The sequence below is a fragment of the Arcobacter rhizosphaerae genome, from assembly GCF_049472155.1.
Classification (GTDB): domain Bacteria; phylum Campylobacterota; class Campylobacteria; order Campylobacterales; family Arcobacteraceae; genus Arcobacter_B.
The window spans coordinates 74298-97530 of sequence record NZ_JBMOVW010000005.1 but is presented as its reverse complement, the minus strand read 5'-3'; the positions used below and the strand labels follow the sequence as shown (position 1 = coordinate 97530).

The window sequence follows — 23233 nt, the reverse complement described above, 5'->3', positions numbered from 1 at the left end:
TTGGATTGTATTGTATAAATAATAACTAATTAAATGGCTTCTTCGCCTCTTTCATCAGTTCTAATTCTTACTACATCTTCCAAAGAAGAAACAAAAATCTTACCATCACCAATTTTTCCAGTTTTTGCAGATTCCGTTATAGCTTTAATAGCTGTATCAACCATATCTTCTGCTACTACCATCTCAATTTTGATTTTTGGTAAAAAATCTACCACATATTCAGCCCCTCTATATAATTCAGAGTGACCTTGTTGTCTACCGTAACCTTTCACATCAGTTACGGTCATACCTGTAATTCCAGCTTCTACTAAAGCATCTTTTACATCTTCTAATTTAAACGGTTTTATAATTACATCTATCTTTTTCATTTATAATACTCCTTAGGCTCTTTTGAACTCTGGGTAAGCTTCAAGTCCTGTTTCATGAATATCAAGACCATTAACTTCTGTTTCTTCATCAACTCTAAGTCCCATTGTAATATCTAATATTTTCCATACAAGGAATGAAGAAATAAATACAAAGATACCAATCACAACAATACCTTTAAGTTGTGCTAATATTGTAACATCTGGATTAAAGATACCAACAGCTAATGTCCCCCAAATACCTGCTACTAAGTGAACTGATAAAGCACCAACTGGATCATCAATTCTTAACTTGTCAAAGAAAGGAACAGCAAATACTACTAAAGCACCACCAACAATACCTTCAACAAATGCAACTAACATACCTAAATCAGGACCTGCTGTACAAGAAACAAGACCAGCTAAAGCACCATTTAAAACCATTGTTAAATCAACTTTTTTATAAATCAGTTGAGTTAAAAGTGCAGCTGCAATAGCACCAGCAGCAGCAGCCATATTTGTATCAGCTACAACCATAGCAATTCCATCAATATCAGCTTTTGAACCTAATGCTAATTGAGAACCACCGTTAAATCCAAACCATCCCATCCATAAAATAAATGTACCTAATGTTGCTAATGTTAAGTTTGAACCTGGGATTGGTCTTACTTGTCCATTTTTACCATATTTACCTTTTCTAGCACCAAGGATTAATACACCAGCTAATGCAGCCCATCCACCAACAGAGTGAACAATAGTTGAACCAGCAAAGTCAGAGAAACCAGCAATTAAACCACCTAATTCAGTTCCTCCCCATGTCCAGTGACCTTGAATTGGGTAGATTAAAGATGATAACACAACAACAAAGATTAAGAATGGCCATAATTTCATTCTCTCTGCAACTGTACCTGAAATTACAGATGCAGCAGTTGCTACGAACATAACTTGGAAGAAGAAGTCAGCAAATGCTGGATATGCAGCATCTGATGCATTTTCACCACTAAACATTGAGATAGAACCAATGAAAGCATTTCCATCACCATACATTGCATTATAACCTACGAAGTAGAACATAATACAAGATATTGAGAATAATCCAATATTTTTAGTTAAAACAGTTACATTGTTTTTTGTTCTTGTTAAACCAGCTTCCAACATGGCAAAACCAGCTGCCATCCACATTACTAAAACTCCTGAAAATACAAACAGGAAACCATCTAGTATATATTTTACATCAGTAAAATTTTCCATAAGACTCCTTTGTCAATTTATCTACAGTCATTATAAAACAAACCAACAAAAGTGTAAACATAATATCTGTATATTTTTTACTCAATTATATAAATATATATTCAACAGTATAAAAAACTATAAAACTATATCTATGCACAAAATATACTCTTTATTGGAAACAGTAAACTTTTTTGCAAAAGTTTTACAAAGAGAACCTGTTGCATAAGAAATATACTTTTGACTTAAAAAAATTCCTTTTTTTGATTCTAATGTTATATAATAATATTCTTTTAAATAGTGTTCAAAACCATCTTTCGTTGGCTTAAATCTATCATTTATATTTTTTATTATAAAAGTGTCATAAACTTGCTTAGATGTTTTTGCATCGATTAGATACATAGCTTCTACATTTTCATAAATCAATATAGATTTTTTTAAACTTAAAATAAATGAATCTAAAGAGTTAATTTGAGATATTATTTTTGTAATCATTTGATCATAAGTAGTTATAAATTTTCTTTTATCATTTAATGTCTTAATATTTTTTTCCTTAAAAATATTAGCTATATATATTATTTTTTCTTCTATTTTTTCCATATCATTATTATCTATATAAGCTTTAGGTTTCGAAAAATAAAAACCTTGATATAAGTTTATTAAGCTTTTTAAAGATGCACATATTATTTGTTCTTCCTCTACACCTTCTGCTAAAACTCTTATACCTAGATTATGACTCATTTTTGCTATTGCTTTTACTATTTCTTTATTAATTTGATTTTCAAAGTCTGTAAATAAAGACTTATCAATTTTAATAATATCTGGTCGAATAAGATTAATTCTATCAAAGGTTGAGCTACCTGTACCAAAGTCATCTAAAGCTATATAAAAACCTAATTTTTTATATTGTTTACAAAATTTATTTAATACTTCTGTATTTGATATCTCATCTTCTTTTATCTCTAAAACAAAATTTTTAAAAGGTATTTTCAACTCTATAATTGTTTCTAAAAAACTATTTATCTTTTCAAAAGATTCTAAATCATTTAGTAATGATGATTCAAAATTCAAAAAAAGAATTAGATCATTATTTTTTTTATAATATTTAAGAAACTTTTTAATTGCTTTATTTCTAGCAAGAATATCTAGTTCTAAAAGAAGATTATTTTGTTTAGCCATTTTAAAAAGTAAATCAGGTGGTATATTTTGATTATTGTATTCACATCGTGTAAGAGCTTCTAATGCAAAAATTGTTTTTGTACTAACTGAAACTATAGGTTGGAAATGAATATCTATTAAACTATTTTCAATTATTTTATCAATCATAATTTTATTCCTTTACTTAAGTTCTAAACTATAACACAATAAAATTATTATCAAAAAAACTCTTTGTATAGCAAATATACAGTTGTAGATATTTTCTAATTTATAATATTTTTTATTCATATAGTAAAAGTTTTTCTCACAAAAACTAAACAGATGAGTAAAAAATATACAGTAATATTTTCATTATTAATTATAAAAATGTATAATAATAAAAAATATAAGGAAAAGTATGAAAGAGTTTATAGAAACCTACAAACAGCATAAAGAAGATATAGAATTCTTTATACAAGAAAGTATCCGCAATTTAGGGCATATAAGTAGTTTAAAAAAAGACAATTTCAAACAACTATTTAATCTTTTTCCTTCTTTAGAGCTTGTGTACATTACAAATAAAGAAACAAAAATACAAACCTCTGAAAATGTATATAAAGATAAAATAGATTTAAGTGCAAAAAATAAAGATAGATCATCTATTATTTCTAAGTTACAATTTAAAGATAATAATATGGCATTTTCAACTCCTTATATAAGTAGTGCAACAAGAAGTAATTGTATTACGGTAACAGTAAAAGAAGGAAATGAAATAATATTTTTAGATTTTAGAATTGATATTCTTTTAGAGAAATTAAACTTACTAGAATTAAATAAACCTTTTCATTCTTTAACTAAAGGTTTTTATATTTTTGCAGGTTTTTCTATGATTATTTTAGCCATTATAACTATTGCTTTTTCTCTTTATGATTTTTTATACTATTTGTTTATAAAAAAAGATATTTCTTTGGAAGTTATGTTTAAACCAATAATTGCACTTACTTTAGGTATTGCTATTTTTGATTTAGCTAAAACTATACTGGAACAAGAAGTGTTTTTTAAATCTTATTCTAAAAACTCTAAAGTTGAAACAAAAATATTGACTAAGTTTTTAAGTACTATTATTATTGCTTTATCAATTGAAGCTTTAATTGTTGTATTTAAAATTGCTTTAAATAATTATGACAAAATGATAAATGCCTTTTATCTAATAGCTGGTATCTCTTTAATACTTATTTCTCTTACTGTATTTATCAACTATTCAAATAAAAAAATTAAGTAATCCTAGTCCATAGGAATACTTAGTTTAAATTTAGCACCTTTTAATTGCATATTTTTATATGTGTATTCATCATTTAAAACTTCTATTTTTCCGTGCATGTGTTTACAAATAATTTCTTCACACATAAAAAGTCCTATTCCTGTACCTTGAGATTGATGTTTTGTAGTAAAATATGGTTCAAATATTCTATCAATGATATTATTATCTATCCCACCTGCACTATCTTTAATACTTATGATTATCATATTCTCTTCCATAAATAAGTCAATAAAAATAAACTTAGAATCAAAATCTTTAATTTTTTCAAACTCATCTCTTGCATTATTTAAAAGATTTATCATTACTTGAAGAAGTTCATTTTCATAAATAAATATTTCTATATCTTCAATATTTGTGATTATCTCTATATCTTTACTTTGATAATTACTACTTATTAAATTAAATACTTTTTGAATAAAATCTTTTGCCTTAACACTATTTTTATCTTTATGAGGAGAAAAAAAGTTTCTAAAATCATCAATAGTAGTAGATAAATAATTTGCAGAGTTCACAATCATATCAAGAGATTGTTTATACTCTTCATCACTTAAAATTCCTACTTCTTTTTTCATTTTTATACCTGTGGCAGCAGTTGTAATAACAGATAATGGTTGTCTCCATTGATGAGCTATATTTCCTATCATTTCACCCATTGCTGCCATTTTACTTTGTTGAAATAAAATCTTATTTTTTTCATAATTTTTAGATACTTCTTCTTCGACAGTTTTCTTTAAAGAACTATTTAAAGTGTGTAATTTATCTTGATTTTCACTTAGGCGATTATATAGTTTCTTGAGTTCTCTTGAATATAAATAATGACTAATACTATATAAAACCAAACCAAGTAAAATAACAAAAAAACCTAGGTATAAAAAAGCTTTTTGTTTATATTCATTTATATATTTTGTATCTATTTCATCAAGTCGTTTAAAGCTTAAAAAATTTCCCAATTTTATATCATCAAAAATAATTGGAGTATTAATAATCAAATATTCATCTTTCACTAAATAATTATCAATATTTAAAAAGTCTTCTATCTTAGACTCTTCTAAATACTCTAAAATATCTTTTTTAACTGATAAGTTTGCTACATAATAATCATCAATAAATATTTTTGTAAAAGCATTTTCTCTTAATTGTTGTGTATATTTTTTTTCAACTATAATAATTGGTTCAATTGAATCACTTTTTCTTAAGCCTCTTGAAATAGAGTTAAAGTGAGTAATTGATTCTAAGACACCTTCAAAAATACCATTTATATATATAGGTACCATTGCTTTAAAAGTAATATCATATTTTCCTACACTAATAGTACTTTTTATTTTCGGATTTTGAATCATTTTTTTTAAATCATTTCTTAGTAAGGACACATTATCATTTCGTTTATTATCCCATGAACGATAAAGAGAATAGCCATTTTTATCTATAACTTGAAACCACACATTCTTAAAAGCAGTCTCTTTTCTTAATAAAAGAGATAAATCTTTTAAACTATCTTTATTGTAATTGGGAGTATGTAAAATTTCATTTACTACAATATTGTTTGCTAAAGTAATTGTAAGAGCTAATGTTGCATTTTTCTTTTTAATAATTAAGGAATTAATCTTATCTTTTAAATTATTACTAATAATATTATACTTTTTTTCAAGAAGCTTATTTTCTTTTTTTATAATATAGTTTGATGTAATACTTAAGGCTAATACAGAGATAGTTAAGTATGTGATTATTGTAGTTATTCTATATATATTTTTTCTCATTAAGTTATTATTTTACATTTTAAATACTCTATTGTCAAGAAAAAAGTAAATTTATTTCAATTAATTAATAAACTGATTAATAAATATACAATCACCTATGTTTTATAGTAAAAATATACAGTATAATAAACTCTATAGACAAATTATGTATAATATCTTTATATAAAATAAGGTTAAATTGTATGCAAGAATATATCGCCCAAGATGAAATATCAAAAGAAATTCTAAACTCAGCTAAGCTACTACAAGCAGTTAATGTAAATGCACTTATTATAGGCTCTAGTGGTGTTGGAAAAAAATCTCTAGCAAAATATATACTTCCAAAGTCTAAAATATTTGAAGCAAAAGCTTTACAACAAGATATTATAGATGAAGTAATCACAATAAAAAATGATGCTATTATTATAGATAAGATCCAAGAAATCACAAATGTTAACTTACTTTTAAAATGGCTTGAAGAAAACTCAATTAGGGTTATTGCTATTTCTAATAGTGAAATACTAAATCAGAAATTAAAAGATATTTTTTCTATTAACCTTGAAATACCTGACCTTATAAAAAGAGAAAATGATACAAAACTTTTAGTACAAAAGTTTTCAAAAGAAGCTAGTTCAACTTTAGATATGCAAACAATAACAAGCTCAAAACTTATTATAAATATTTCAAATAATGCCCATAGTCTAAGAAAATCTATTTATTTTTCTTACCTTTTTGAAACTATTGGAGAAGAAGAGATTTTAATGTTTTTAGAAAGATATTTAAGTGAGCACTTAGATGGTGAAAATGTCTATAAAGACCTGATATATCTATTTGAAGTACCATTAATAAAAGCTTCAACAAAAAAATATAAATCACAAGTTCAAGTAGCTAAAAATCTAGGTTTAAATAGAATTACTTTAAGAAAAAAAATAGACATTCATAAAGAGTTATTATGAGTGAGTTGAATTTACAAATAGAAGAACTGATATCAAAAGAAGCTAGTGATTTTGAAATTTCCAAGGTTTTTAAAACTTATTTTAAAAACTATGTAAATTCAATTGATACTACTTTTGAAAGCACTGGTGGTAAAGACTTTTTTATAAAACACACTAAACACACTGATAAATTTTTGATCCAACTTTATAAATATGTCTTAAGAAAAAACTTTGGTTCATATCAACCTATGAGTACTTCTGTACCTATTTCACTTATTGCATTGGGTTCTTATGGTAGAGAAGAGTTATGTATTTATTCTGATATTGATATCATGATTTTATATGAAGATGTAAAAGGTTATAACTTAAGAGAAATTATGGAAGAGTTTATAACTCTTGCATGGGATTGTGGACTAAAACTAGGTTCAAGAGTACATGAGTTATCAGAGATTGAAGATAGTGTAAAAGAAGATATTACTATTAAAAGTTCAATTATTGAATCAAGACTTATTTATGGTTCAAAATACCTTTGGTTTTCTTATGAAAAAGTATTAACAACAATCAGAAAAACAAAACAAAAAGAGTTTGTTTTAGAAAAACTAGAAGAACATAAACAAAGACTTTTAAAATATCCACTAAAAATGCAACCCAATATAAAAGATGGTTTTGGTGGAGTTAGAGAATCAAATATGATGTATTGGATGGCAAATGTTTTATATGGTGCAACTAATACAAAACAACTTATAGGAATAGAGTATACAGAAGAAGAGTATAGAAAATATAGACAAGCTTTAGAGTTTGTATTTAGAGTAAGAAATGCTTTACATAATATAGCAAGAAAAAAACAAGATCAAGTTACTTTTGATATTCTTCCTGATTTAAGTTCAAAATTAGGTTTTTTAAATAAATCTAGATATACAAAAGAGCGACAATGTATGGCAAAACTTTTAAATAGTTTACATACAATTCATAGCTTCTCTGCAACTATGATAAAAAAGTTTACAAGAACTATTATCTTTAAAAATGAAAATATTGTAAAACTAAAAGAGTCAAGATTTAAAAAGAATTTATATATAGTAGGAAATACTTTATATACTTCTTTTAATGCAAAACCTAAAACTTTAAATGGCTTATTAAAAGAGTTGATTTCTTTACCCGATGAAGTTACAAGATTTGATAGATCATATATATATTATGCAAGTAAAACAAAACTTCCTAAAACACAATCAAAAGAGTTAAAAAAAAGTATCAAATCAGTTTTATTTAAACCTAGTTTATATCCTGTAATAAAACTTTTATATAATGCAGGACTTTTTGAAGTAGTTATTCCTTGGGCAAAGGTTATTATCGATCAACCCCAATTTGATGGCTATCATCAGCATCCAACTGATGTACATTCACTCAAAACACTAAAATTTGCTCAAAATATAGAAGATGAGTATATAAAATCTATTTTTAACTCACTTAATTCTTCCCAAAAAGTTATTGTAAGACTTGTAGCACTTTTCCATGATATAGGAAAAGGGAGAACTCAAGACCATCATATATTAGGGGAAAGAATCTTCAAAGAAATGGGACAAGTTTTTGGTTTTGATGAAAAGTTAACTCAATTAGGAGCTAGATTAGTTAGATACCATAATATGATGTCTTTTGTCGCAACCCATGAAGATATTTATTCAGAAAAAACTATCTTAAACTTTACAGGTTTGATAAAAACAGAAGTAGCCTTAAAAATGTTGTATGTAGTTACATACTGTGATATTTCAGCTGTAGGAAAAAATATTTTTAATAACTCAACTTCATCTTTATTAAAACAGTTATATCTACAGTCTTTGCCTGCTTTTGAAGATGAAAACCTTTTAAATGAAGGGGCTAGAAGAGTTGAAAAACTAAATACAATTAAAAAACTTGAAAGATATAAAAATCTTCCAAATATAAAAAAGAAAAAAATAAACTATATAGCTTCAAATCAAATGTTCTTAAGGTTAAAAGCAGAAGATATTTTAGATATTGCACTTCATGCTTTAAATGTGCAAAAGTATACTTATAAGATTGTAAATAAACCCACGCATTTAACTATTAGAATTATTAGAAAAGTTCCTTTAAATTTAGGATACTTACTTGGTAAACTAGAGTTTTTAAATATAGCTTCTATGAATATTTTTAAACTATTTGATGATAAAAAAGCTTTTTATATTTCTTTTAGTGAGAGAGTAGATGATGAAGATATTCCTTATATTGAGAAAATCATCGATGATTCATTTGATATGAACAGAACAACTAAACTTTTAACACCTATTATTAAAAAAGAAAATATTACAATAAACTGTAATCATACAGCTTATTTAGCATCTATGCAAATCAAAGAAAAAGATCAAAAAGGTCTCTTTGCATATATTGCTAGAATTTTCGATGACTTTGGTATAGATATTGAAAGTGCAAAAATTCACACCCATAAAAATCTTGCTAGAGATTTAATACTTATTGAAAAAAATGGAAATTTCTGTTCACAACAAGATGAAATTTTAGAACTTATGTGTACAGATAAATAAAGCAGTAAACTGCTTTATTCTAAAATTTCATTTATTTTAAGTTTATTAATATCTTCATTTTTTATATTATGATAGTGTTTTTGAATAATATTGTAACCATTAAGTATTTCTTGATGTTGATGTAACACTTGGGGATGTGTTTTAGGATTTGCTATTGCTTTTTCATGCATAGAAATTATATCATTTAAGAATTTATTAAAATCTATATTCATATTATCATAGTCCCATTTCCATTGATTTTTTGTTTGTGCTTCTACATAAAAAGATGGCATTAACTCATAACCAAAGTGTGCTTGTGCCACATTCATTTGAACTTCCCCTATAATAAGCATTCGTTCATCATCATTATTGATTTCTCTTGCTGTTCTATATAAAGATTCGTTAAATGTTCTGTTATTAGTCATTTTTGTAACATCCAGCATAGCTATAGCTTGGTTTGGCATATATACAATAGGAGACTTAAGCAGTTCATCTTTAGGTAACCAAGCTGGAGGGAAAGCATATTTTTCAAACTTTTCAGCTTGTTCATAAGATAAACTATCTATTTCACTCATAGTTATTTTATCATCTTTTAAAATCTCTCTAAATATTTTTTTATCTTCAAAAGAAAGTGAATCAAAAATATTATATTGATCCACAAATTCTAAAAAAGTCATTTTATCATCTTCACTTTTTTTTACTTCTTTTGCTAACATTGAAGAAAATTAAACTTCTTCACTCTTTTGAGTTTTACTTTGAGAACTTAATAACTGTCTATTATAAGAATAAGAATTACTTGTTACTTGCATTTTAAATCCTTTTAGAATATATAAGTCAACAATATAATTATAACTAATGCATACTTATTTTAATTATTAAATTATTATATACTAATTTCTTTTGCTAAACTCTTTGCTGTTTTAAAATCCTTTTTCCCTGTTCCTAGTTTTGGAATTTCATCTACTATATAAATTGAACTTGGAATCATTAGTTTATTATCAAAAGAGCTGTTTATTTTTTGTTTTAGTTCATTTACAAACTCTTCATCTACATCTGAGATAAGCAAAACAATCTTTTCACCCTTTTTCTCATCTTCAATAGATGTTGCAATATAATCAACTAAACTATCTTCAGGTAAATCAATAATAGAAGCTATACCCTCTTCTATTGCACCCATACTTACCATCTCACCACCAAGCTTTGCAAACCTTGAGTATCTATCTACAATAGTTAAGAAACCATGTTCATCAAGTTTTCCCTTATCTCCTGTAATATAATATGTTCTATTACCTATTTTTACTAAGACTTCTGATGTTTTTTGTTCATCTTTTAAGTAACCTTTCATTACTTGAACACCTGAGATTACTATCATTCCTTCACTTCCAACTTCAAGCTCAGTATAAGTATCAGGATCAACAATTTTAACACTAGTACCTGGAATTGGCATACCTACACTTCCTAATTTCTGTCCAACTTGAACACTATAATCAGGTGCTAAAAAATTTGGTAAGTTACAAGCAGCAACAGGTGTTGTTTCAGTAACTCCATACCCTTCTAATATATCTTTTCCAAATTTCTTTTTAAAATCCTCTCTAACATCAGCTCTTAACTTCTCAGCACCTGCAACTACTAGTCTTAAACTATCAAACATTAAAGGATGAACTTTAGGGTTTTTAGTATATAGTCTAAAGAAAGTAGATGTTCCTGTCATAATTGTTGCATTATATTTTGATACAAGTTTTCCTATGCCTAGACCATCTGTTGGATCTGGATGAGCTACACATTTAATTCCTTCAATTAAAGGTAAAAAAGTAGTAACTGTTATACCAAAAGCATGGAAAATTGGAAGAGATCCTACTATAATATCTTCTTTATCTGCATTTAAAATTGAGGCTATTTGTTGTGAATTACCTACAATATTATCACTTGAAAGTTCAATCCCTTTAGGTTCACCTTCACTTCCCGATGAAAATAAAATCACTACAGTATCATCTTTTTTTATCTTTTTTACATGAATAGCTTTTAAAATAAAACTAGGTAAAAACTTAACACTTATAAGCGTTAATAAACCTTTTAATTTTGAAATCTTAGGCTTTAAATCTTCAACATAAATCACATCAACTAATTCTAAAACCTCTTTTACTTCTATACCTTTACTTTCAAGTTTTTCTACAAACTTCTTTGAAGCAACTATAGTTTTTACTTCCGCTTTTTGAATAGCTTTTTTCAAAGACTCAATTTGAGCTGTATAATTTAAGTTTACAGCAGTTTTTCCCATCATCAAAATAGATGTATTTATAAACGCACCTGCTACTGTTGAAGGTAATAATAAACCAATATTTTGACCCTTAATTCTTGGTTTTAGTAAATCTTTAAATAAAATAGAAACAGTTAAAAACTTATTTCCACTTAATTCTAAACCAGTTGAATCAGCAAAAATAAAATCACTTCCTACTTGTTTTAATCTATCAAAAATAGTTTCACTAATAGTATCAAGATTTTGGATATGTTCATTCCAAGCTTTTGTTGATAAAGCAATAACTTCATTTTTTACGCTTACAACATTTGCTTTGTGCTTTTTAATAGGCTTTGAAAATGAAACAGTTACAGTATTTGTTTTATATGAATTTTTATATTTTTTACTTGCTCTACTAAACATAGATTCCCAAAGACCTCTAATATAAAAAGATACAACACTTACATCATTTTGAGTCATTTCTAATATTTTTTCAAAGCCTTTTTTAAATTCACCTAGGTGACCATTTCTTGTTATAGAACCCTCTGGAAATAGTACAACAACATGACCTTCATCTAATTGTTTAGCTATTTCTTTCATTGTGGATTTACTAGAAGCATTTGAAATTGGTATTGCATTAAATATTTTAAGTAACCAGTTTAGATACCATTTGTCATATATTGGTTTATGCATAACAAATCTAACTTCCCTTGGTGTAGACATTAAAATCACAGCCCAATCAATCCATGAAACATGGTTTCCTAAAAGTAAAACTCCACCATTTGAAGGAATATTTTTAACTCCATTTACTTCAAGTTTATATTTTAATCCAACTACACTTTTTACAAATAAAAGTAACATTGATTGAGGCAGTTTAACTACTGTATAAACTGTTCCTATTATAGTAATTAACAAAATCAGATATATAGTATTTAAAGGATCTAAATTATATAAAGATACAATTGTAGTTAAACAAAGCATAAAAAACATTGCTAGGGAATGAAACCAATTATTACCAGCAAGAATTGTTCCTAAAACCCTTTTCTTAGCATTAAATTGTATTAAAGCATTTAAAGGAACTACAAACATTCCACCAAAAATACCAAATACTAAAAATGACATACTAAGCATAAAAGATGACTCAACAATAGTTGAAACATAAATCATAAAAGCCATACCAAAAGCTGATAAAGGAATAGTTCCAACTTCAATATAGTGTTTAGAAATTCTTGAATAAATTATAGAACCTATAGCAATACCAATTCCTGAAGCTGCTAAAACTGCATTTATTACAAATACATCTGTAACATCTAAATACTGTTTAGCATAAGATGGAAATACTGCCATTAAAGCCTGAGAAATACCCCAAAAAACTGATAATCCAATTACTGATAAAAAAATCACTTTATTTGAACTAATTGCTTTTATATTTTTTGATAAAAGTTTACCTTTAAATAGTTCTTGTTTATTTAAAGATAAAGAATCATTATTTTTATGGGAAGTGTTTACCTTTCTTAAAATAAATAAAGAAACAATCATTTCTAAAAAAGCTACGGGAACTATAAAATAAGTCAGAGTTTGAGTTGCTATTAAAAGCTCTTCTTTTGTCTTTAAAGTCTCTAAAGAGTTACTTACATAATAGCTTTCAAATATATAAGATCCACTAGCAATAGCAAATAAAATAGCTATAATAGATACAGCTTGTAGTGCTGAATTTCCACGTGCTAGATTCTTTTTACCCCAAATATCTATAATAATTCCAAATTTTGCAGGAGAATAAATAGCACTTTGGGCAGCTAATAAAACTAAATTTATCATTGCCAAATAAAAATTACCACTTAAATAAGAAAATATCATAAGAACAGATAAAACAAAAGAAGAAATTGCCCCATAAATTAAAATATTTTTCTTATTATATTTATCAGATATAAAACCACTTACTGTAAATAAAAGTAAAAATGGCACTAAAATTAGAGCATTTATAATAGAAATCCAAACAACTTGAGTACTTCCATCAAATATCTTAAATGCAATATTTTGTAATAAGATTTTGTGAGAAACATCAACAATTACATTGCCAAAAACCACAAATAAAAAAGCGAATTTTATTAATATCAAATTATTAATACCTTTTGATAAACTACTCATTATATATCCTTTTTAAACTCTTCAATAGTTGATCTATTGAAAATATATGGTTTAAATGAATTTAAAATATCCAAAACCAAAATTTCTGGTAAAAACCCAGTTTTCTCTAAAACCTTAGAACTAAGTTCTCTTTCTAGCAGTGCAAGTTTTTTGCTTGTAGTTACATATTCATTTATAAGTTCAGATGAAATATCATATTTTCTTAACTCATTAAAAGTCTTGATTACTTCAACTTCTGTTTTAAAATAAATATCTTTTTTATCTACTAAATCTAAAGCTATCGCTTCTTCTAAGCTAAACTCTTCTAAGTCTTTTTGTGAAACTGGATTTTTTATCTCACTTGAAATCATTTGAATAGATTGAAGTATTAAATCTGCTCTATCATCAAAATTTATATTATAGTAATCAAATAGCTCTTTTATATAATCTATTGAAAAACTAAGATTATCTTTGAAATATTTAATCATATTTAAAACTGTAATTGTGATTTCTGGATAATACTTCATATTTTTAGAAGTATTTAAAGTATTTGGAAGTAAACCCTTTTTGTGATAAAAAGAGATTGTGTGATTACTCAAACCTGTTTGCTCTACTAATTCACTCATTTTATAGTAGTTTTTATCATCTATAACTTTCATTTTTATTCCTTAAAGTAAAGAGTTAAACTCTGTACTTTTAATTTTATTTTGAAAGTATAGATAAATTAAATCAAAAAGTCAAGAGTACAACTCTTTACTTTTTGATTTTTATAAGATTTTCTAAATCTTGTGTGCTTGTAATTTCCTCTTTAACCCAAGGAATTAGAACTGTTTTACTTGAGAGTTCATTTTTAATCTTATTTATATAAGTTAATTCATTTAAACCTTTTTGACAAATAAGATTATTTGAACTATTTGTTAAACTAAAACATCTATTTACAAGCCAAGCATAAGGCTTTATATCAGCTCTATGTAAATCCTCTTGTAAATCTTGTGCTTCATGTGTTGGTGTAGCTTCTGCTAAACTTGTTAGTAAAATCTTAGTAAACTTTTCGTCTTTTATTCTAGGAAGAAGATTTTTAAGAGCTTCACTCATATCATCTTTTGTGTTTTTTAGTACTTCTTGGTGATAAGCTTTTGAAGCATCTAATAAAAGTAAAGTATGTCCCGTAGGTGCTGTATCTAAAACAATAAATCTATCTTTTGCCCTATCAACTGTATTTGCAAAGGCTTCAAATACTGCAATCTCTTCAATACAAGGTGAACTTAGCTCTTCTTTTAAAAGATCCATATCATCATCGCTTAAAATACCCTCATTTTTAGCTATTACATTATCAACATGTCTTTTTATTTCAACTTTTGGATCAATTCTCTCTATTTGAAGATTCTCATTTTCTTGATTTATATACTCTAAATGAGCTGCTGGGTCTGTTGTAGATAAAGTTACTTTATGCCCTCTTTTTGCTAGTTGAGAAGCTATTAATGAAGCCATTGTAGTTTTTCCAACTCCACCTTTACCCATGGTCATAATTAAACCTTTTTTATCAGCCTCAATATTTTCTAAAAGCTCATTAAACTCTAAAGTATTATCAAGTGTTGTTTTTAAGTGTTCATTTAACTCTTCAGATGAGTTTTCAAACTCTTTTGCTACTTCATTTTGACCTATTGCTTTTAAGCTTTGTATTCCAACTACACCATTTGGGTAAAAACCTATTTGTGTTTTTTCTAAATCTTTAAGATTAGTTGGTAAAAACTCTAAAGCTTTTTTAGATTTTTCCTCAAAAGCCTTTGCAATCTCATCATTATCATTTGAAGTAAAAACTCCATTTATGATTAGATGTTGATTTGTTAAACCTTGATTTTTAAGTTCAACACTTGCATTTGAAGCTTCAATAAAAGATAACCTTTCAGCTCTTGAAACTAAAATAAGTAGAGTTTTACTCTCATCTTTTAGATTTTCAACCACACTATCATATAAATCTTTATAATCACTAAGACCAGAAACAGGCCCTAAACAAGAACTACCATTACTATTATGCTCAATAAAATCATTCCAAGCACTTGGAAGTTCTAAAAGTCTTAAAGTATGTCCTGTTGGTGCTGTATCTAAAACTATATGGTCGTACTCATTTATAATACTTTCATCTCCAACATATTTAGAAAACTCATTAAAACCTGCAATCTCAACAGTACAAGCACCACTTAACTGCTCTTCCATTTGTTGTATTGCTTCTTTAGGTAAAATTCCTCTGTAAGGTCCTACGATTTTCTCTTTATACTCTTTTGCAGCAATTACTGGGTTTATGTTCATAGCATAAAGATTTTCAATACTTTTTACTTTTGTAGCACTTGAGCTTAAAGGTGTTTCTAAAACCTCATCAAGATTTGATGCAGGGTCAGTTGAGATTAAAAGTACTTTTTTTCCCTTAAGAGCTAAACTAACACTAATAGTACAAGACATTGAAGTTTTACCAACCCCTCCTTTTCCTGTAAAGAAAAGGAATTTTGGTATTTTATTTATTAATTTTTCCATTTTTGACTATCTTAGAATTTTGCTACAAAAGAAGCAAGGCCTAGTTTTGAACTTAGTTCTGGAATTTGTGGATACTCACCTTTGAAAACTAATTCATCATCAATAAAAAATAAAGGCAACTTATCAACACCCTCTTCATTTAGAATTCTAGCAACTTCTTTATTGCTTACATATTCTGCTGGTTCAGTTGTTAAACCATATCTTTTCACATCAAATTTTGATTTATCAAGTGATTTTAAAAAATTTGCTAGTTGAACTAACTTTGTATCCACATCCGTACCACAAACTCCTGTAGGACAACACATTGCAGGGTCGTATATTTTTAATGTTTTCATTATTTTAAAGCCTCAACAACTTTTGGTAATAACACTTCTTCAATTTCAGCATATGTATCTTCAAATGCATCAAACCCTTTTCCATCTGGATCTTCAAATCCAACATGAATAACTTTAGTAGCTTTTGGGAACATTGGACAAGTCTCATTTGCATGGTCACATACAGTTACTACTAAATCATACTCATTGTCAATTACTTTATCAATAGTTTTTGAGTGGTATTCATCTCTCCAAATTCCTTTTTGTGTTAATAACTCTTGTGCATTTGGGTTTACTCTTCCACTTGCTCTTACACCACTTGAATCAGAACTAATACCATCTAATTTTGCGTTTATTAATGCTTCTGCAATAATACTTCTACACGAATTTCCTGTACATAAAATTAAAACTTTTTTTTCCATAATATTTATCTTCCTTTATATTAAAATTTAAAAAATAGCCAAAGCTAATAATACTATCAATAACACAGGTGGTGTTATGATTAGACCAAACTTACTATATTGAGCAAACGAGATATTCACACCTTTTTTAGCTAAAACATGAAGCCAAAGAAGAGTTGCTAATGAACCAAAAGGTGTCATTTTAGGCCCTAAGTTACAACCAATAATATTTGCATAAGCTAAGGCATGATTAACGTTTTCACCCATGTTATCTAAAGCTATATCCATAATCATAACTGTTGGCATATTGTTCATAATAGCACTTAAAAACGCTGATAAAAATCCTGTTGCTACAATTGCAAAAGTATCTCCTCTTAAAGCAAAATCATGAAGAAGAACTGTTAAATAATCAGTTAAACCTTCATTTTTAAGTCCATAAACAACAATATATAAACCTATACTAAACCATACAACTTGCCAAGGCGCTTCTTTAATAATATGTTTTGGCTCTACTGATTTCAAAGCAGTTGCTATAAGTAAAAATATAACTCCCCCACCAAGAGCAAAAACAGCTACTGGTAAATCATAAGCATCTCCTACAAAGTACCCAACTAAAAGAAGTGCTAAAAATACCCATGAAAGTTTAAACATTCTTTCATCTTTTATAGCAGAACTAGGTTCTTTTAAAAGTGAAATATCAACTTGCTTTGGAATATCTTTTCTTAAAATCAACCATAAAAATAAAATTGAAGCAATAACACTTATAATATAAGGAATAATCATATTTGCTATATAATCAGCAAAACCTATATCAAAATAGTTAGCAGTTACGATATTTGTAAGGTTTGAGAAAACAAGAGGTAAAGAAGCACTATCAGAAATAAATCCACCTGCTAATAAAAATGCAATAATTGATTTCATATTTAACTGTAAAATTCTCATCTTAGCTAATAAAATAGGAGTTAAAATAAGTGCAGCCCCATCATTTGCAAAAAGTGCTGAAACAAAAGCTCCTAGTAAAATAGAATAAACAAACATCTTTATTCCACTACCATTTGAGAACTTTGCCATTTTTAATGCACACCATTCAAAGAAACCAATCTCATCTAAAACCATAGATAAAATAATAATACCTATAAAAGATAAAGTTGCATCCCAAACTATATCAGTTACAACCCAAACATCAGAAAGGGAAACAACACCTAATAAAAGTGCAACTATTGCACCAATAACAGCGGTTGTTCCAATTTGAAGATTTTTTGGTTGCCATATTATAAAAATAAGTGTAATAATAAATATACTACTTGCTAAAAACATATAAATCCTAAACTATTTTAATTTTATATATCAAGATATATTGATGTATAATTCTATAAAAAAAGAGTAACACCTTGGTTACTCTTCCATTTCTTGAACTTCTGGTTTTAAAGTATAGATAAAAGTATCTACTTCTAACTCATCATACCTTTCAACCGTAACTTCTTTTCTTAAAAACTCATCACCTTCAAACTCATCTAAATAATCCCAATTATCGATTAGATTATCAGAGTAAAATAAGTATCCATGAACTGTATCATTTCCAGCTTCTAAATTAATTCCTGGATAACCCATAGAAGCTGACCAACCTGCATCTATTAGTTTTCCTTTTACAGTTGCTGGAACAAATTTACCTACAATATTTTCTAAAACATGTCCATTTGGACAGTTTGGCATAAGTGTTCCGTAAACAAAAAGTGTTTCTTTCATTAACTACAAGCCTTTACTAAATTTGGTAATTGAATATCTAAAGTCATAATCTCTTTAATAGCATGGCTTCTAAATTCATCAAGGGGAGTCCTTACACTATAATAAGCCCATCTTCCTTGTCTATCAACTCTTAAAAAGCCTGCTTCTTTCAAAATCTTTAAATGCCTAGATAATCTTGATTGAATCATATCAAAAGAGTGCTCTAAATCACAAACACAACAAGAACCATGAATATTTATAAATTTAAGTAGTTTTACTCTTGTTTCATCATTTAAAGCTGAAACTGATTTTAAAAAAATATCCATACACTCTCCTTTGATTTTTGAAAGTATAACATAATATTTTTAATATATCAAGATATATTGATATATCAAGATTTTAAGTGAGTATTTAATAAAATACATTATTAAGGATAAAAATGAAACTAAAAAGTTTATTAACTTTATTTACTGCGATTAGCCTATTTTTTAGTATTGCCCATGCACAAACTCACATTTTATTAAAAAACAATATTAAAAAAAATATCGATACTCTTGCGTATCAATTAAGTTTTCTTACTCCAAACTATCAAAAAAATGAAAATCAAATTAGAAACTTATTGAAACTTTATTTTGAAAACTATAAAAATATTGTTGCTTTTGAAATAAAAAAAGATAAAACTTATTTATATAGTTCATATAAAAAAAATGAAAGAATGATTCTTATAAAAAATACTTCTTTAAATAATATTTTCAATAAAACAAAACAGTTTTACAAACTAGATATCAAAAATGAACAAAACAAAGAAAAATACGAACTTATTGTATATTTTAAAGAAAATATACACTTTACTAAAGAAGAGTTAAAATACTTACAAAATAAGAAAATTCTTCTTGTCCAAAATGATTCAAATCTTCCACCATATAATTTTAATGAAAATGGTTTACCTAAAGGTTTTTCAATAGATTACATGAATCTAATAGCAAATAAACTAGCAATTGAAGTTAAATATATTCAAGGAAATTGGGATAATTTTCTAAATATGCTAGAAAATAATGAACTTGATTTAATGCTTAATGTTTTAAAATCAAAAGAAAGAGAAGAAAAATTTCTTTTTACTCAAAAACCTTATGCAAGTTCAGAACTAGCTATGCTAACAAGGATTGAACATAAAGATGTACATTCTTTTAAAGAACTTGAAGGTGAAACTATGGCTTTAGTAAAAGGCTATCACAGTTATGCTAGAGTAGAAAAAGATTACCCTAAAATAAATATATATCCTACTACTAATACATATAGTATGATTGAAGCGGTTGCTACTAAAAAAGCAGATGCTTCTTATGGACTAAAAACAGTACTTGAATATAATATAAATAAACATCTTTTCACAAACCTTAAAACAATGAAAAATATTGATGATAAAAAACTTAGCTTTTATATTACTGTAAATAAAGAAAATAGAGTTTTAAAAAGTATTATTGAAAAAGCACAAAAACAAATAACAAAAAAAGAGCTAGAAGAGTTAAAGAAAAAATGGTTTAAAATAGCAAAAATAAATGAAATAAAAAGTAAAAATTTTTTATTTTCTAAAAAAGAAATCTCTTATTTAAATCAAAAAAAACATATAAATATGTGTGTTGATCCAAATTATTTACCATACGAATATATTGATGAAAAAGGTAACTTTATAGGTATCATAGCTAATTTTATAAATCAATTATCAAAAAATAGTGGTATCAATTTTAATTTAATTGAAACATCTTCTTGGAGTGAATCTTTAAATTATCTACAAAAAGGATTATGTGATATAACTCCTAATACAGTTGAAACAGAAAATAGAGAAGAACACTTTATATTTACCCAAAGCTACTTTGAGTTTTCAAATGTAATTGCCACAAAAGAAAATGAAATATTTATTGATTCAATAGAAAATATAAAAGATAAAAAAATAGGAGTAATTAGAAATCATTATTTAGCAGAGCTATTAAAGTCTCGATATCCTAATTTAAATTTAGTAGAAATGAATAATACCTTAGAAGGATTAAAAAAAATTAAAAGCGATGAGATTTACGCATTTATAGACTCTTTTCCATCAATTACATATAATCTTCAAAATGAAAGAATTAATGATATTAAAATATCAGGAAAAATTGAATTTTCAAGTAAATCAAAAATTGCTATAAGAAAAGATGAATTGATTCTTCAAAGTATTTTGAATAAAGCAATTAATTCTGTTAGTCCAAATGAAAAAGAAGCTTTATTAAATAGATGGCTGACAATTATTAAAGAAGAAAAGTTCAATACAGACCTTTTAATTAAAATTGTTTCTTACATTACTGCTATTGCGTTAATTATTATTATTTTAGTTATTTATAGATCAAATAGAAAACTAAGTATTCTAAACAAAAAGCTAGAAAAAGCTTCTCAAACAGATAAATTAACATCTATTTACAATAGAGCAAAACTTGATATGCTACTTGATATGGAATTTAAAAATAAAAAAAGATATAAAAAACCTCTTTCTTTGATTCTTGCAGATATTGATTATTTTAAAAAGATAAATGATACTTATGGACATTTAATTGGAGATAAAATACTTATTGAATTTTCTCAAATATTACAAAAAAATATAAGAGAAACAGATTTTCTTGGAAGATGGGGAGGAGAAGAATTTCTAATAATCATACCTTTTTCAAATGAAGAAGAAGCAATGATTCAAGCTGAACATTTAAGAAATAAAATACAAAATCATCTTTTTACTCTTAATATAAAAATCACTGCTAGTTTTGGAGTATATGAAGTTAAAAATATCCCAATAAATAAAGCCTTATCTAATGTAGACAAAGCTTTATATTCAGCAAAAAAAGCTAATAGAAACTGTGTAAAAGTTTATAAAGAAGAGTGATTTATTCTTCTTTATCCTTTTGAAAACTTTCAAGACCAAACTCTTTATTTTTATATCTTCTTTGTAAAGCTTCTTTATAAGAAGATGATAATTCCTTACATTCTAAAATCTTTCTAATATCTTCTTGATGTTCTTTTGCATTATAATAACACTTATTCACATACTCAATATTTATGTCTTTATTTGTTCTATTTAGCAAGATAAACTCATCATCTTTTGAGATTTTACCTTCTTTTATTACTCGTAAATAAAAACCACTTTTACCCTCTTTTACTATTAAAGCTGTTAGTTTTTTTATTCCTAAAATACTTGAGATTAACCAACAAGGCTCTCTTGGTTGAGTTATTTCAAAAATAGCCTCTCCACAAGAAAATCTATCTCCAATACAAAAATCTTTATCTTCACATCCAAGTAGAGTTATATTCTCTCCCAAGGCACAAGTTGGAAACTCAATACCGTGCACTTCTTTAAAAAAATCGTATGCTCTTTGTGTATATATACAAATAGCTTTATCAACTCCTCCATGATTTTCTTTATCACTTTGATTATCTTCTTCTAAACCCAATTTATTTACATATTGAGCTTTATTTATTGATTTTTTATGATAAGAAGTTTTATATACTTTTTCTTTTCTTTTATGCTCTTGTTCTTTTCCAGTATAAATATCTTTTATTTTATAACTTAACAATTACTATCCTTTTAAAAACTGAATAATTAATGGTAAAAATACTGCTGTTAATATACCACTTAAACCCATTGCCAAAGCTGAGAAAGCCGCTGCTTTTTCACTTATTTCAACTGCTCTTGCTGTTCCTATTCCATGAGAAACTACACCTAAGGCAAAGCCTTTTGAAGTATCATGTTTTATCTTTATTATTTTAAAAATAAAAGTTCCTAAAAGAGCTCCTATTACTCCTGTAATAAGTACAAAACCTACTGCAAGCGAAGGAATAGCTCCTATTTGCTCGCTAGTAATAATAGCAATAGGAGCAGTAATAGACTTTGTTGTCATTGATAAAATAGTTGGCATATTTGCGTCTAAAACCCATAATAATAAAACAGCTATTAAAATAGAAAAAACTCCTGCAACAACTAAAGTGATCATTATTGGTAAAAACAAAGACTTTATATGTTTAAGATTATTGTATAAAGGCAATGCTAGTGCAACTGTTGCTGGCCCTAAAAAAAAGTGAATTATCTCAACACCTTTAAAATACTCTTCATAAGAAACTCCTGTTATAAATAATACAGTTATGATTATAAAATATGAAATAATAATTGGTTGTAATAAAGTATGCTTATTAAATCTTTCATATATTATTATTCCAATCTTAAAAGAACCCAGAGTTAAAATCAACCATATAAGTGTTGAGTCTGATATATATTGTATTAATGCGTCTATATTCATTTTTTACTCTCTTGTCTTATAGTTAAATAATCCATTAATTTTGCACAAAATGCTAGTGCTATAATAGTTCCTAGAAATAGTGCAATAGCAATAGCCCAAAACTCTTTTGAGATAATATCGATTTGAGTTATAATACCCATAGCAGCTGGTATAAAAAGCATTGGTAAATATCTTAAGTGAATAAAAACAGCATTATCTAAACTTTTAAAACTTGATTTTCTAATCATTAAAAATATAAGTAGTAAGACCATTCCTATTACAGGACCTGGGATAAGTAAATCAAAAAGCTTTACTATACATTCACCTAAAAACTGAAAAACTAAAAGTGTAATAATTCCTTTTAACATTATA

The 23233-nt window shown here is 26.5% G+C and carries 20 protein-coding genes; 4 read left to right on the top strand and 16 right to left on the bottom strand.

What is annotated here, in order from left to right:
* Window positions 1–29: 29 nt before the first annotated feature.
* The 3 genes from ACH5BH_RS09385 to ACH5BH_RS09375 form a co-directional block, all read right to left on the bottom strand.
* Window positions 30–368 carry a P-II family nitrogen regulator gene (locus ACH5BH_RS09385; protein ID WP_404306868.1) on the bottom strand — a complete coding sequence of 113 codons (339 nt, stop codon included), beginning with the start codon at window positions 366–368 and terminating at the stop codon, window positions 30–32.
* 12 nt (window positions 369–380) lie between these two features.
* A complete protein-coding gene (locus ACH5BH_RS09380) occupies window positions 381–1595 on the bottom strand; it encodes an ammonium transporter family protein (protein ID WP_423298165.1) in 1215 nt (404 codons plus the stop codon).
* A 117-nt stretch (window positions 1596–1712) separates the two neighbouring features.
* Window positions 1713–2900, bottom strand: coding sequence for an EAL domain-containing protein (locus ACH5BH_RS09375; protein ID WP_404306872.1), 1188 nt, complete (start codon window positions 2898–2900; stop codon window positions 1713–1715).
* 229 nt (window positions 2901–3129) lie between these two features.
* On the opposite strand from ACH5BH_RS09375, the gene ACH5BH_RS09370 reads away from it, so the two are divergent.
* On the top strand, window positions 3130–3993 hold the full coding sequence (locus tag ACH5BH_RS09370; RefSeq protein ID WP_404306874.1) for a hypothetical protein: 864 nt from the start codon (window positions 3130–3132) through the stop codon (window positions 3991–3993).
* A 2-nt stretch (window positions 3994–3995) separates the two neighbouring features.
* Here the strand turns inward: ACH5BH_RS09370 and ACH5BH_RS09365 are convergent, their stop codons facing one another.
* Complete coding sequence (locus ACH5BH_RS09365) at window positions 3996–5789, bottom strand: sensor histidine kinase (RefSeq protein ID WP_423298164.1); 1794 nt, start codon at window positions 5787–5789, stop codon at window positions 3996–3998.
* Between the two features lie 182 nt (window positions 5790–5971).
* Here ACH5BH_RS09365 and ACH5BH_RS09360 point away from each other — a divergent pair, with 182 nt between their 5' ends.
* Together ACH5BH_RS09360 and ACH5BH_RS09355 are read left to right on the top strand one after the other, a co-directional pair.
* Window positions 5972–6724 carry a Fis family transcriptional regulator gene (locus tag ACH5BH_RS09360; RefSeq protein WP_404306878.1) on the top strand — a complete coding sequence of 251 codons (753 nt, stop codon included), beginning with the start codon at window positions 5972–5974 and terminating at the stop codon, window positions 6722–6724.
* Window positions 6721–9255: a [protein-PII] uridylyltransferase family protein gene (locus tag ACH5BH_RS09355; protein ID WP_423298162.1), complete on the top strand. Its 2535-nt coding sequence runs from the start codon at window positions 6721–6723 to the stop codon at window positions 9253–9255. The genes ACH5BH_RS09360 and ACH5BH_RS09355 overlap by 4 nt, the downstream gene beginning before the upstream one ends.
* A gap of 14 nt (window positions 9256–9269) precedes the next feature.
* Here ACH5BH_RS09355 and ACH5BH_RS09350 read toward each other — a convergent pair whose 3' ends face one another.
* The 9 genes from ACH5BH_RS09350 to ACH5BH_RS09310 all read right to left on the bottom strand — a co-directional run bounded on the left by ACH5BH_RS09350 (window position 9270) and on the right by ACH5BH_RS09310 (window position 18895).
* The gene (locus ACH5BH_RS09350; RefSeq protein WP_423298161.1) at window positions 9270–9950 is read right to left on the bottom strand and encodes a hypothetical protein; all 681 of its coding nucleotides are present in this window, start codon (window positions 9948–9950) and stop codon (window positions 9270–9272) included.
* A 167-nt stretch (window positions 9951–10117) separates the two neighbouring features.
* Entirely contained in the window at window positions 10118–13618 is a 3501-nt protein-coding gene (locus tag ACH5BH_RS09345) for an acyl-[ACP]--phospholipid O-acyltransferase (protein WP_423298160.1), read from the bottom strand.
* Entirely contained in the window at window positions 13618–14256 is a 639-nt protein-coding gene (locus tag ACH5BH_RS09340) for a MerR family transcriptional regulator (protein ID WP_423298159.1), read from the bottom strand. Before ACH5BH_RS09340 ends, ACH5BH_RS09345 begins: the two co-directional genes overlap by 1 nt.
* Before the next feature lie 94 nt (window positions 14257–14350).
* A complete protein-coding gene (gene arsA, locus ACH5BH_RS09335; RefSeq protein WP_423298158.1) occupies window positions 14351–16129 on the bottom strand; it encodes an arsenical pump-driving ATPase in 1779 nt (592 codons plus the stop codon).
* An 11-nt stretch (window positions 16130–16140) separates the two neighbouring features.
* Window positions 16141–16464 (bottom strand): arsenite efflux transporter metallochaperone ArsD, encoded by a 324-nt coding sequence (arsD, locus tag ACH5BH_RS09330; protein WP_423298157.1) that lies wholly within the window; start codon window positions 16462–16464, stop codon window positions 16141–16143.
* The gene (locus ACH5BH_RS09325; RefSeq protein ID WP_423298156.1) at window positions 16464–16865 is read right to left on the bottom strand and encodes an arsenate reductase ArsC; all 402 of its coding nucleotides are present in this window, start codon (window positions 16863–16865) and stop codon (window positions 16464–16466) included. Before ACH5BH_RS09325 ends, arsD begins: the two co-directional genes overlap by 1 nt.
* A gap of 27 nt (window positions 16866–16892) precedes the next feature.
* Window positions 16893–18161: an arsenic transporter gene (locus ACH5BH_RS09320; RefSeq protein WP_423298155.1), complete on the bottom strand. Its 1269-nt coding sequence runs from the start codon at window positions 18159–18161 to the stop codon at window positions 16893–16895.
* 78 nt (window positions 18162–18239) lie between these two features.
* On the bottom strand, window positions 18240–18590 hold the full coding sequence (locus ACH5BH_RS09315) for a gamma-glutamylcyclotransferase family protein (RefSeq protein ID WP_423298154.1): 351 nt from the start codon (window positions 18588–18590) through the stop codon (window positions 18240–18242).
* A complete protein-coding gene (locus tag ACH5BH_RS09310) occupies window positions 18590–18895 on the bottom strand; it encodes an ArsR/SmtB family transcription factor (protein ID WP_423298153.1) in 306 nt (101 codons plus the stop codon). Before ACH5BH_RS09310 ends, ACH5BH_RS09315 begins: the two co-directional genes overlap by 1 nt.
* A 113-nt stretch (window positions 18896–19008) precedes the next feature.
* Between ACH5BH_RS09310 and ACH5BH_RS09305 the strand changes: the two genes are divergently transcribed.
* Window positions 19009–21474, top strand: coding sequence for a transporter substrate-binding domain-containing diguanylate cyclase (locus ACH5BH_RS09305; protein WP_423298152.1), 2466 nt, complete (start codon window positions 19009–19011; stop codon window positions 21472–21474).
* A 1-nt stretch (window position 21475) separates the two neighbouring features.
* On the opposite strand, the gene ACH5BH_RS09300 is transcribed toward ACH5BH_RS09305, so the two are convergent.
* From ACH5BH_RS09300 to ACH5BH_RS09290, 3 genes are read right to left on the bottom strand one after another with little or no spacing between them, the layout of a single operon-like run.
* Entirely contained in the window at window positions 21476–22162 is a 687-nt protein-coding gene (locus ACH5BH_RS09300) for an MOSC domain-containing protein (protein ID WP_423298151.1), read from the bottom strand.
* 3 nt (window positions 22163–22165) lie between these two features.
* Complete coding sequence (locus tag ACH5BH_RS09295; protein WP_423298150.1) at window positions 22166–22882, bottom strand: LrgB family protein; 717 nt, start codon at window positions 22880–22882, stop codon at window positions 22166–22168.
* Complete coding sequence (locus ACH5BH_RS09290) at window positions 22879–23229, bottom strand: CidA/LrgA family protein (RefSeq protein ID WP_423298149.1); 351 nt, start codon at window positions 23227–23229, stop codon at window positions 22879–22881. The genes ACH5BH_RS09295 and ACH5BH_RS09290 overlap by 4 nt, the downstream gene beginning before the upstream one ends.
* Between the last annotated feature and the right edge of the window lie 4 nt (window positions 23230–23233).

What these genes read in the sequence shown, in the direction of transcription:
- ACH5BH_RS09370 (WP_404306874.1), top strand. Translation starts at nt 3,130, where the DNA reads ATGAAAGAGTTTATAGAAACCTACAAACAGCATAAAGAAGATATAGAA.
- ACH5BH_RS09340 (WP_423298159.1), bottom strand. Translation starts at nt 14,256, where the DNA reads ATGAAAGTTATAGATGATAAAAACTACTATAAAATGAGTGAATTAGTA.
- ACH5BH_RS09290 (WP_423298149.1), bottom strand. Translation starts at nt 23,229, where the DNA reads ATGTTAAAAGGAATTATTACACTTTTAGTTTTTCAGTTTTTAGGTGAA.
- ACH5BH_RS09350 (WP_423298161.1), bottom strand. Translation starts at nt 9,950, where the DNA reads ATGTTAGCAAAAGAAGTAAAAAAAAGTGAAGATGATAAAATGACTTTT.
- ACH5BH_RS09305 (WP_423298152.1), top strand. Translation starts at nt 19,009, where the DNA reads ATGAAACTAAAAAGTTTATTAACTTTATTTACTGCGATTAGCCTATTT.
- ACH5BH_RS09385 (WP_404306868.1), bottom strand. Translation starts at nt 368, where the DNA reads ATGAAAAAGATAGATGTAATTATAAAACCGTTTAAATTAGAAGATGTA.
- ACH5BH_RS09345 (WP_423298160.1), bottom strand. Translation starts at nt 13,618, where the DNA reads ATGAGTAGTTTATCAAAAGGTATTAATAATTTGATATTAATAAAATTC.
- ACH5BH_RS09375 (WP_404306872.1), bottom strand. Translation starts at nt 2,900, where the DNA reads ATGATTGATAAAATAATTGAAAATAGTTTAATAGATATTCATTTCCAA.
- ACH5BH_RS09380 (WP_423298165.1), bottom strand. Translation starts at nt 1,595, where the DNA reads ATGGAAAATTTTACTGATGTAAAATATATACTAGATGGTTTCCTGTTT.
- ACH5BH_RS09320 (WP_423298155.1), bottom strand. Translation starts at nt 18,161, where the DNA reads ATGTTTTTAGCAAGTAGTATATTTATTATTACACTTATTTTTATAATA.
- arsD (WP_423298157.1), bottom strand. Translation starts at nt 16,464, where the DNA reads ATGAAAACATTAAAAATATACGACCCTGCAATGTGTTGTCCTACAGGA.
- ACH5BH_RS09315 (WP_423298154.1), bottom strand. Translation starts at nt 18,590, where the DNA reads ATGAAAGAAACACTTTTTGTTTACGGAACACTTATGCCAAACTGTCCA.
- ACH5BH_RS09310 (WP_423298153.1), bottom strand. Translation starts at nt 18,895, where the DNA reads ATGGATATTTTTTTAAAATCAGTTTCAGCTTTAAATGATGAAACAAGA.
- ACH5BH_RS09355 (WP_423298162.1), top strand. Translation starts at nt 6,721, where the DNA reads ATGAGTGAGTTGAATTTACAAATAGAAGAACTGATATCAAAAGAAGCT.
- ACH5BH_RS09325 (WP_423298156.1), bottom strand. Translation starts at nt 16,865, where the DNA reads ATGGAAAAAAAAGTTTTAATTTTATGTACAGGAAATTCGTGTAGAAGT.
- ACH5BH_RS09360 (WP_404306878.1), top strand. Translation starts at nt 5,972, where the DNA reads ATGCAAGAATATATCGCCCAAGATGAAATATCAAAAGAAATTCTAAAC.
- ACH5BH_RS09295 (WP_423298150.1), bottom strand. Translation starts at nt 22,882, where the DNA reads ATGAATATAGACGCATTAATACAATATATATCAGACTCAACACTTATA.
- ACH5BH_RS09365 (WP_423298164.1), bottom strand. Translation starts at nt 5,789, where the DNA reads ATGAGAAAAAATATATATAGAATAACTACAATAATCACATACTTAACT.
- arsA (WP_423298158.1), bottom strand. Translation starts at nt 16,129, where the DNA reads ATGGAAAAATTAATAAATAAAATACCAAAATTCCTTTTCTTTACAGGA.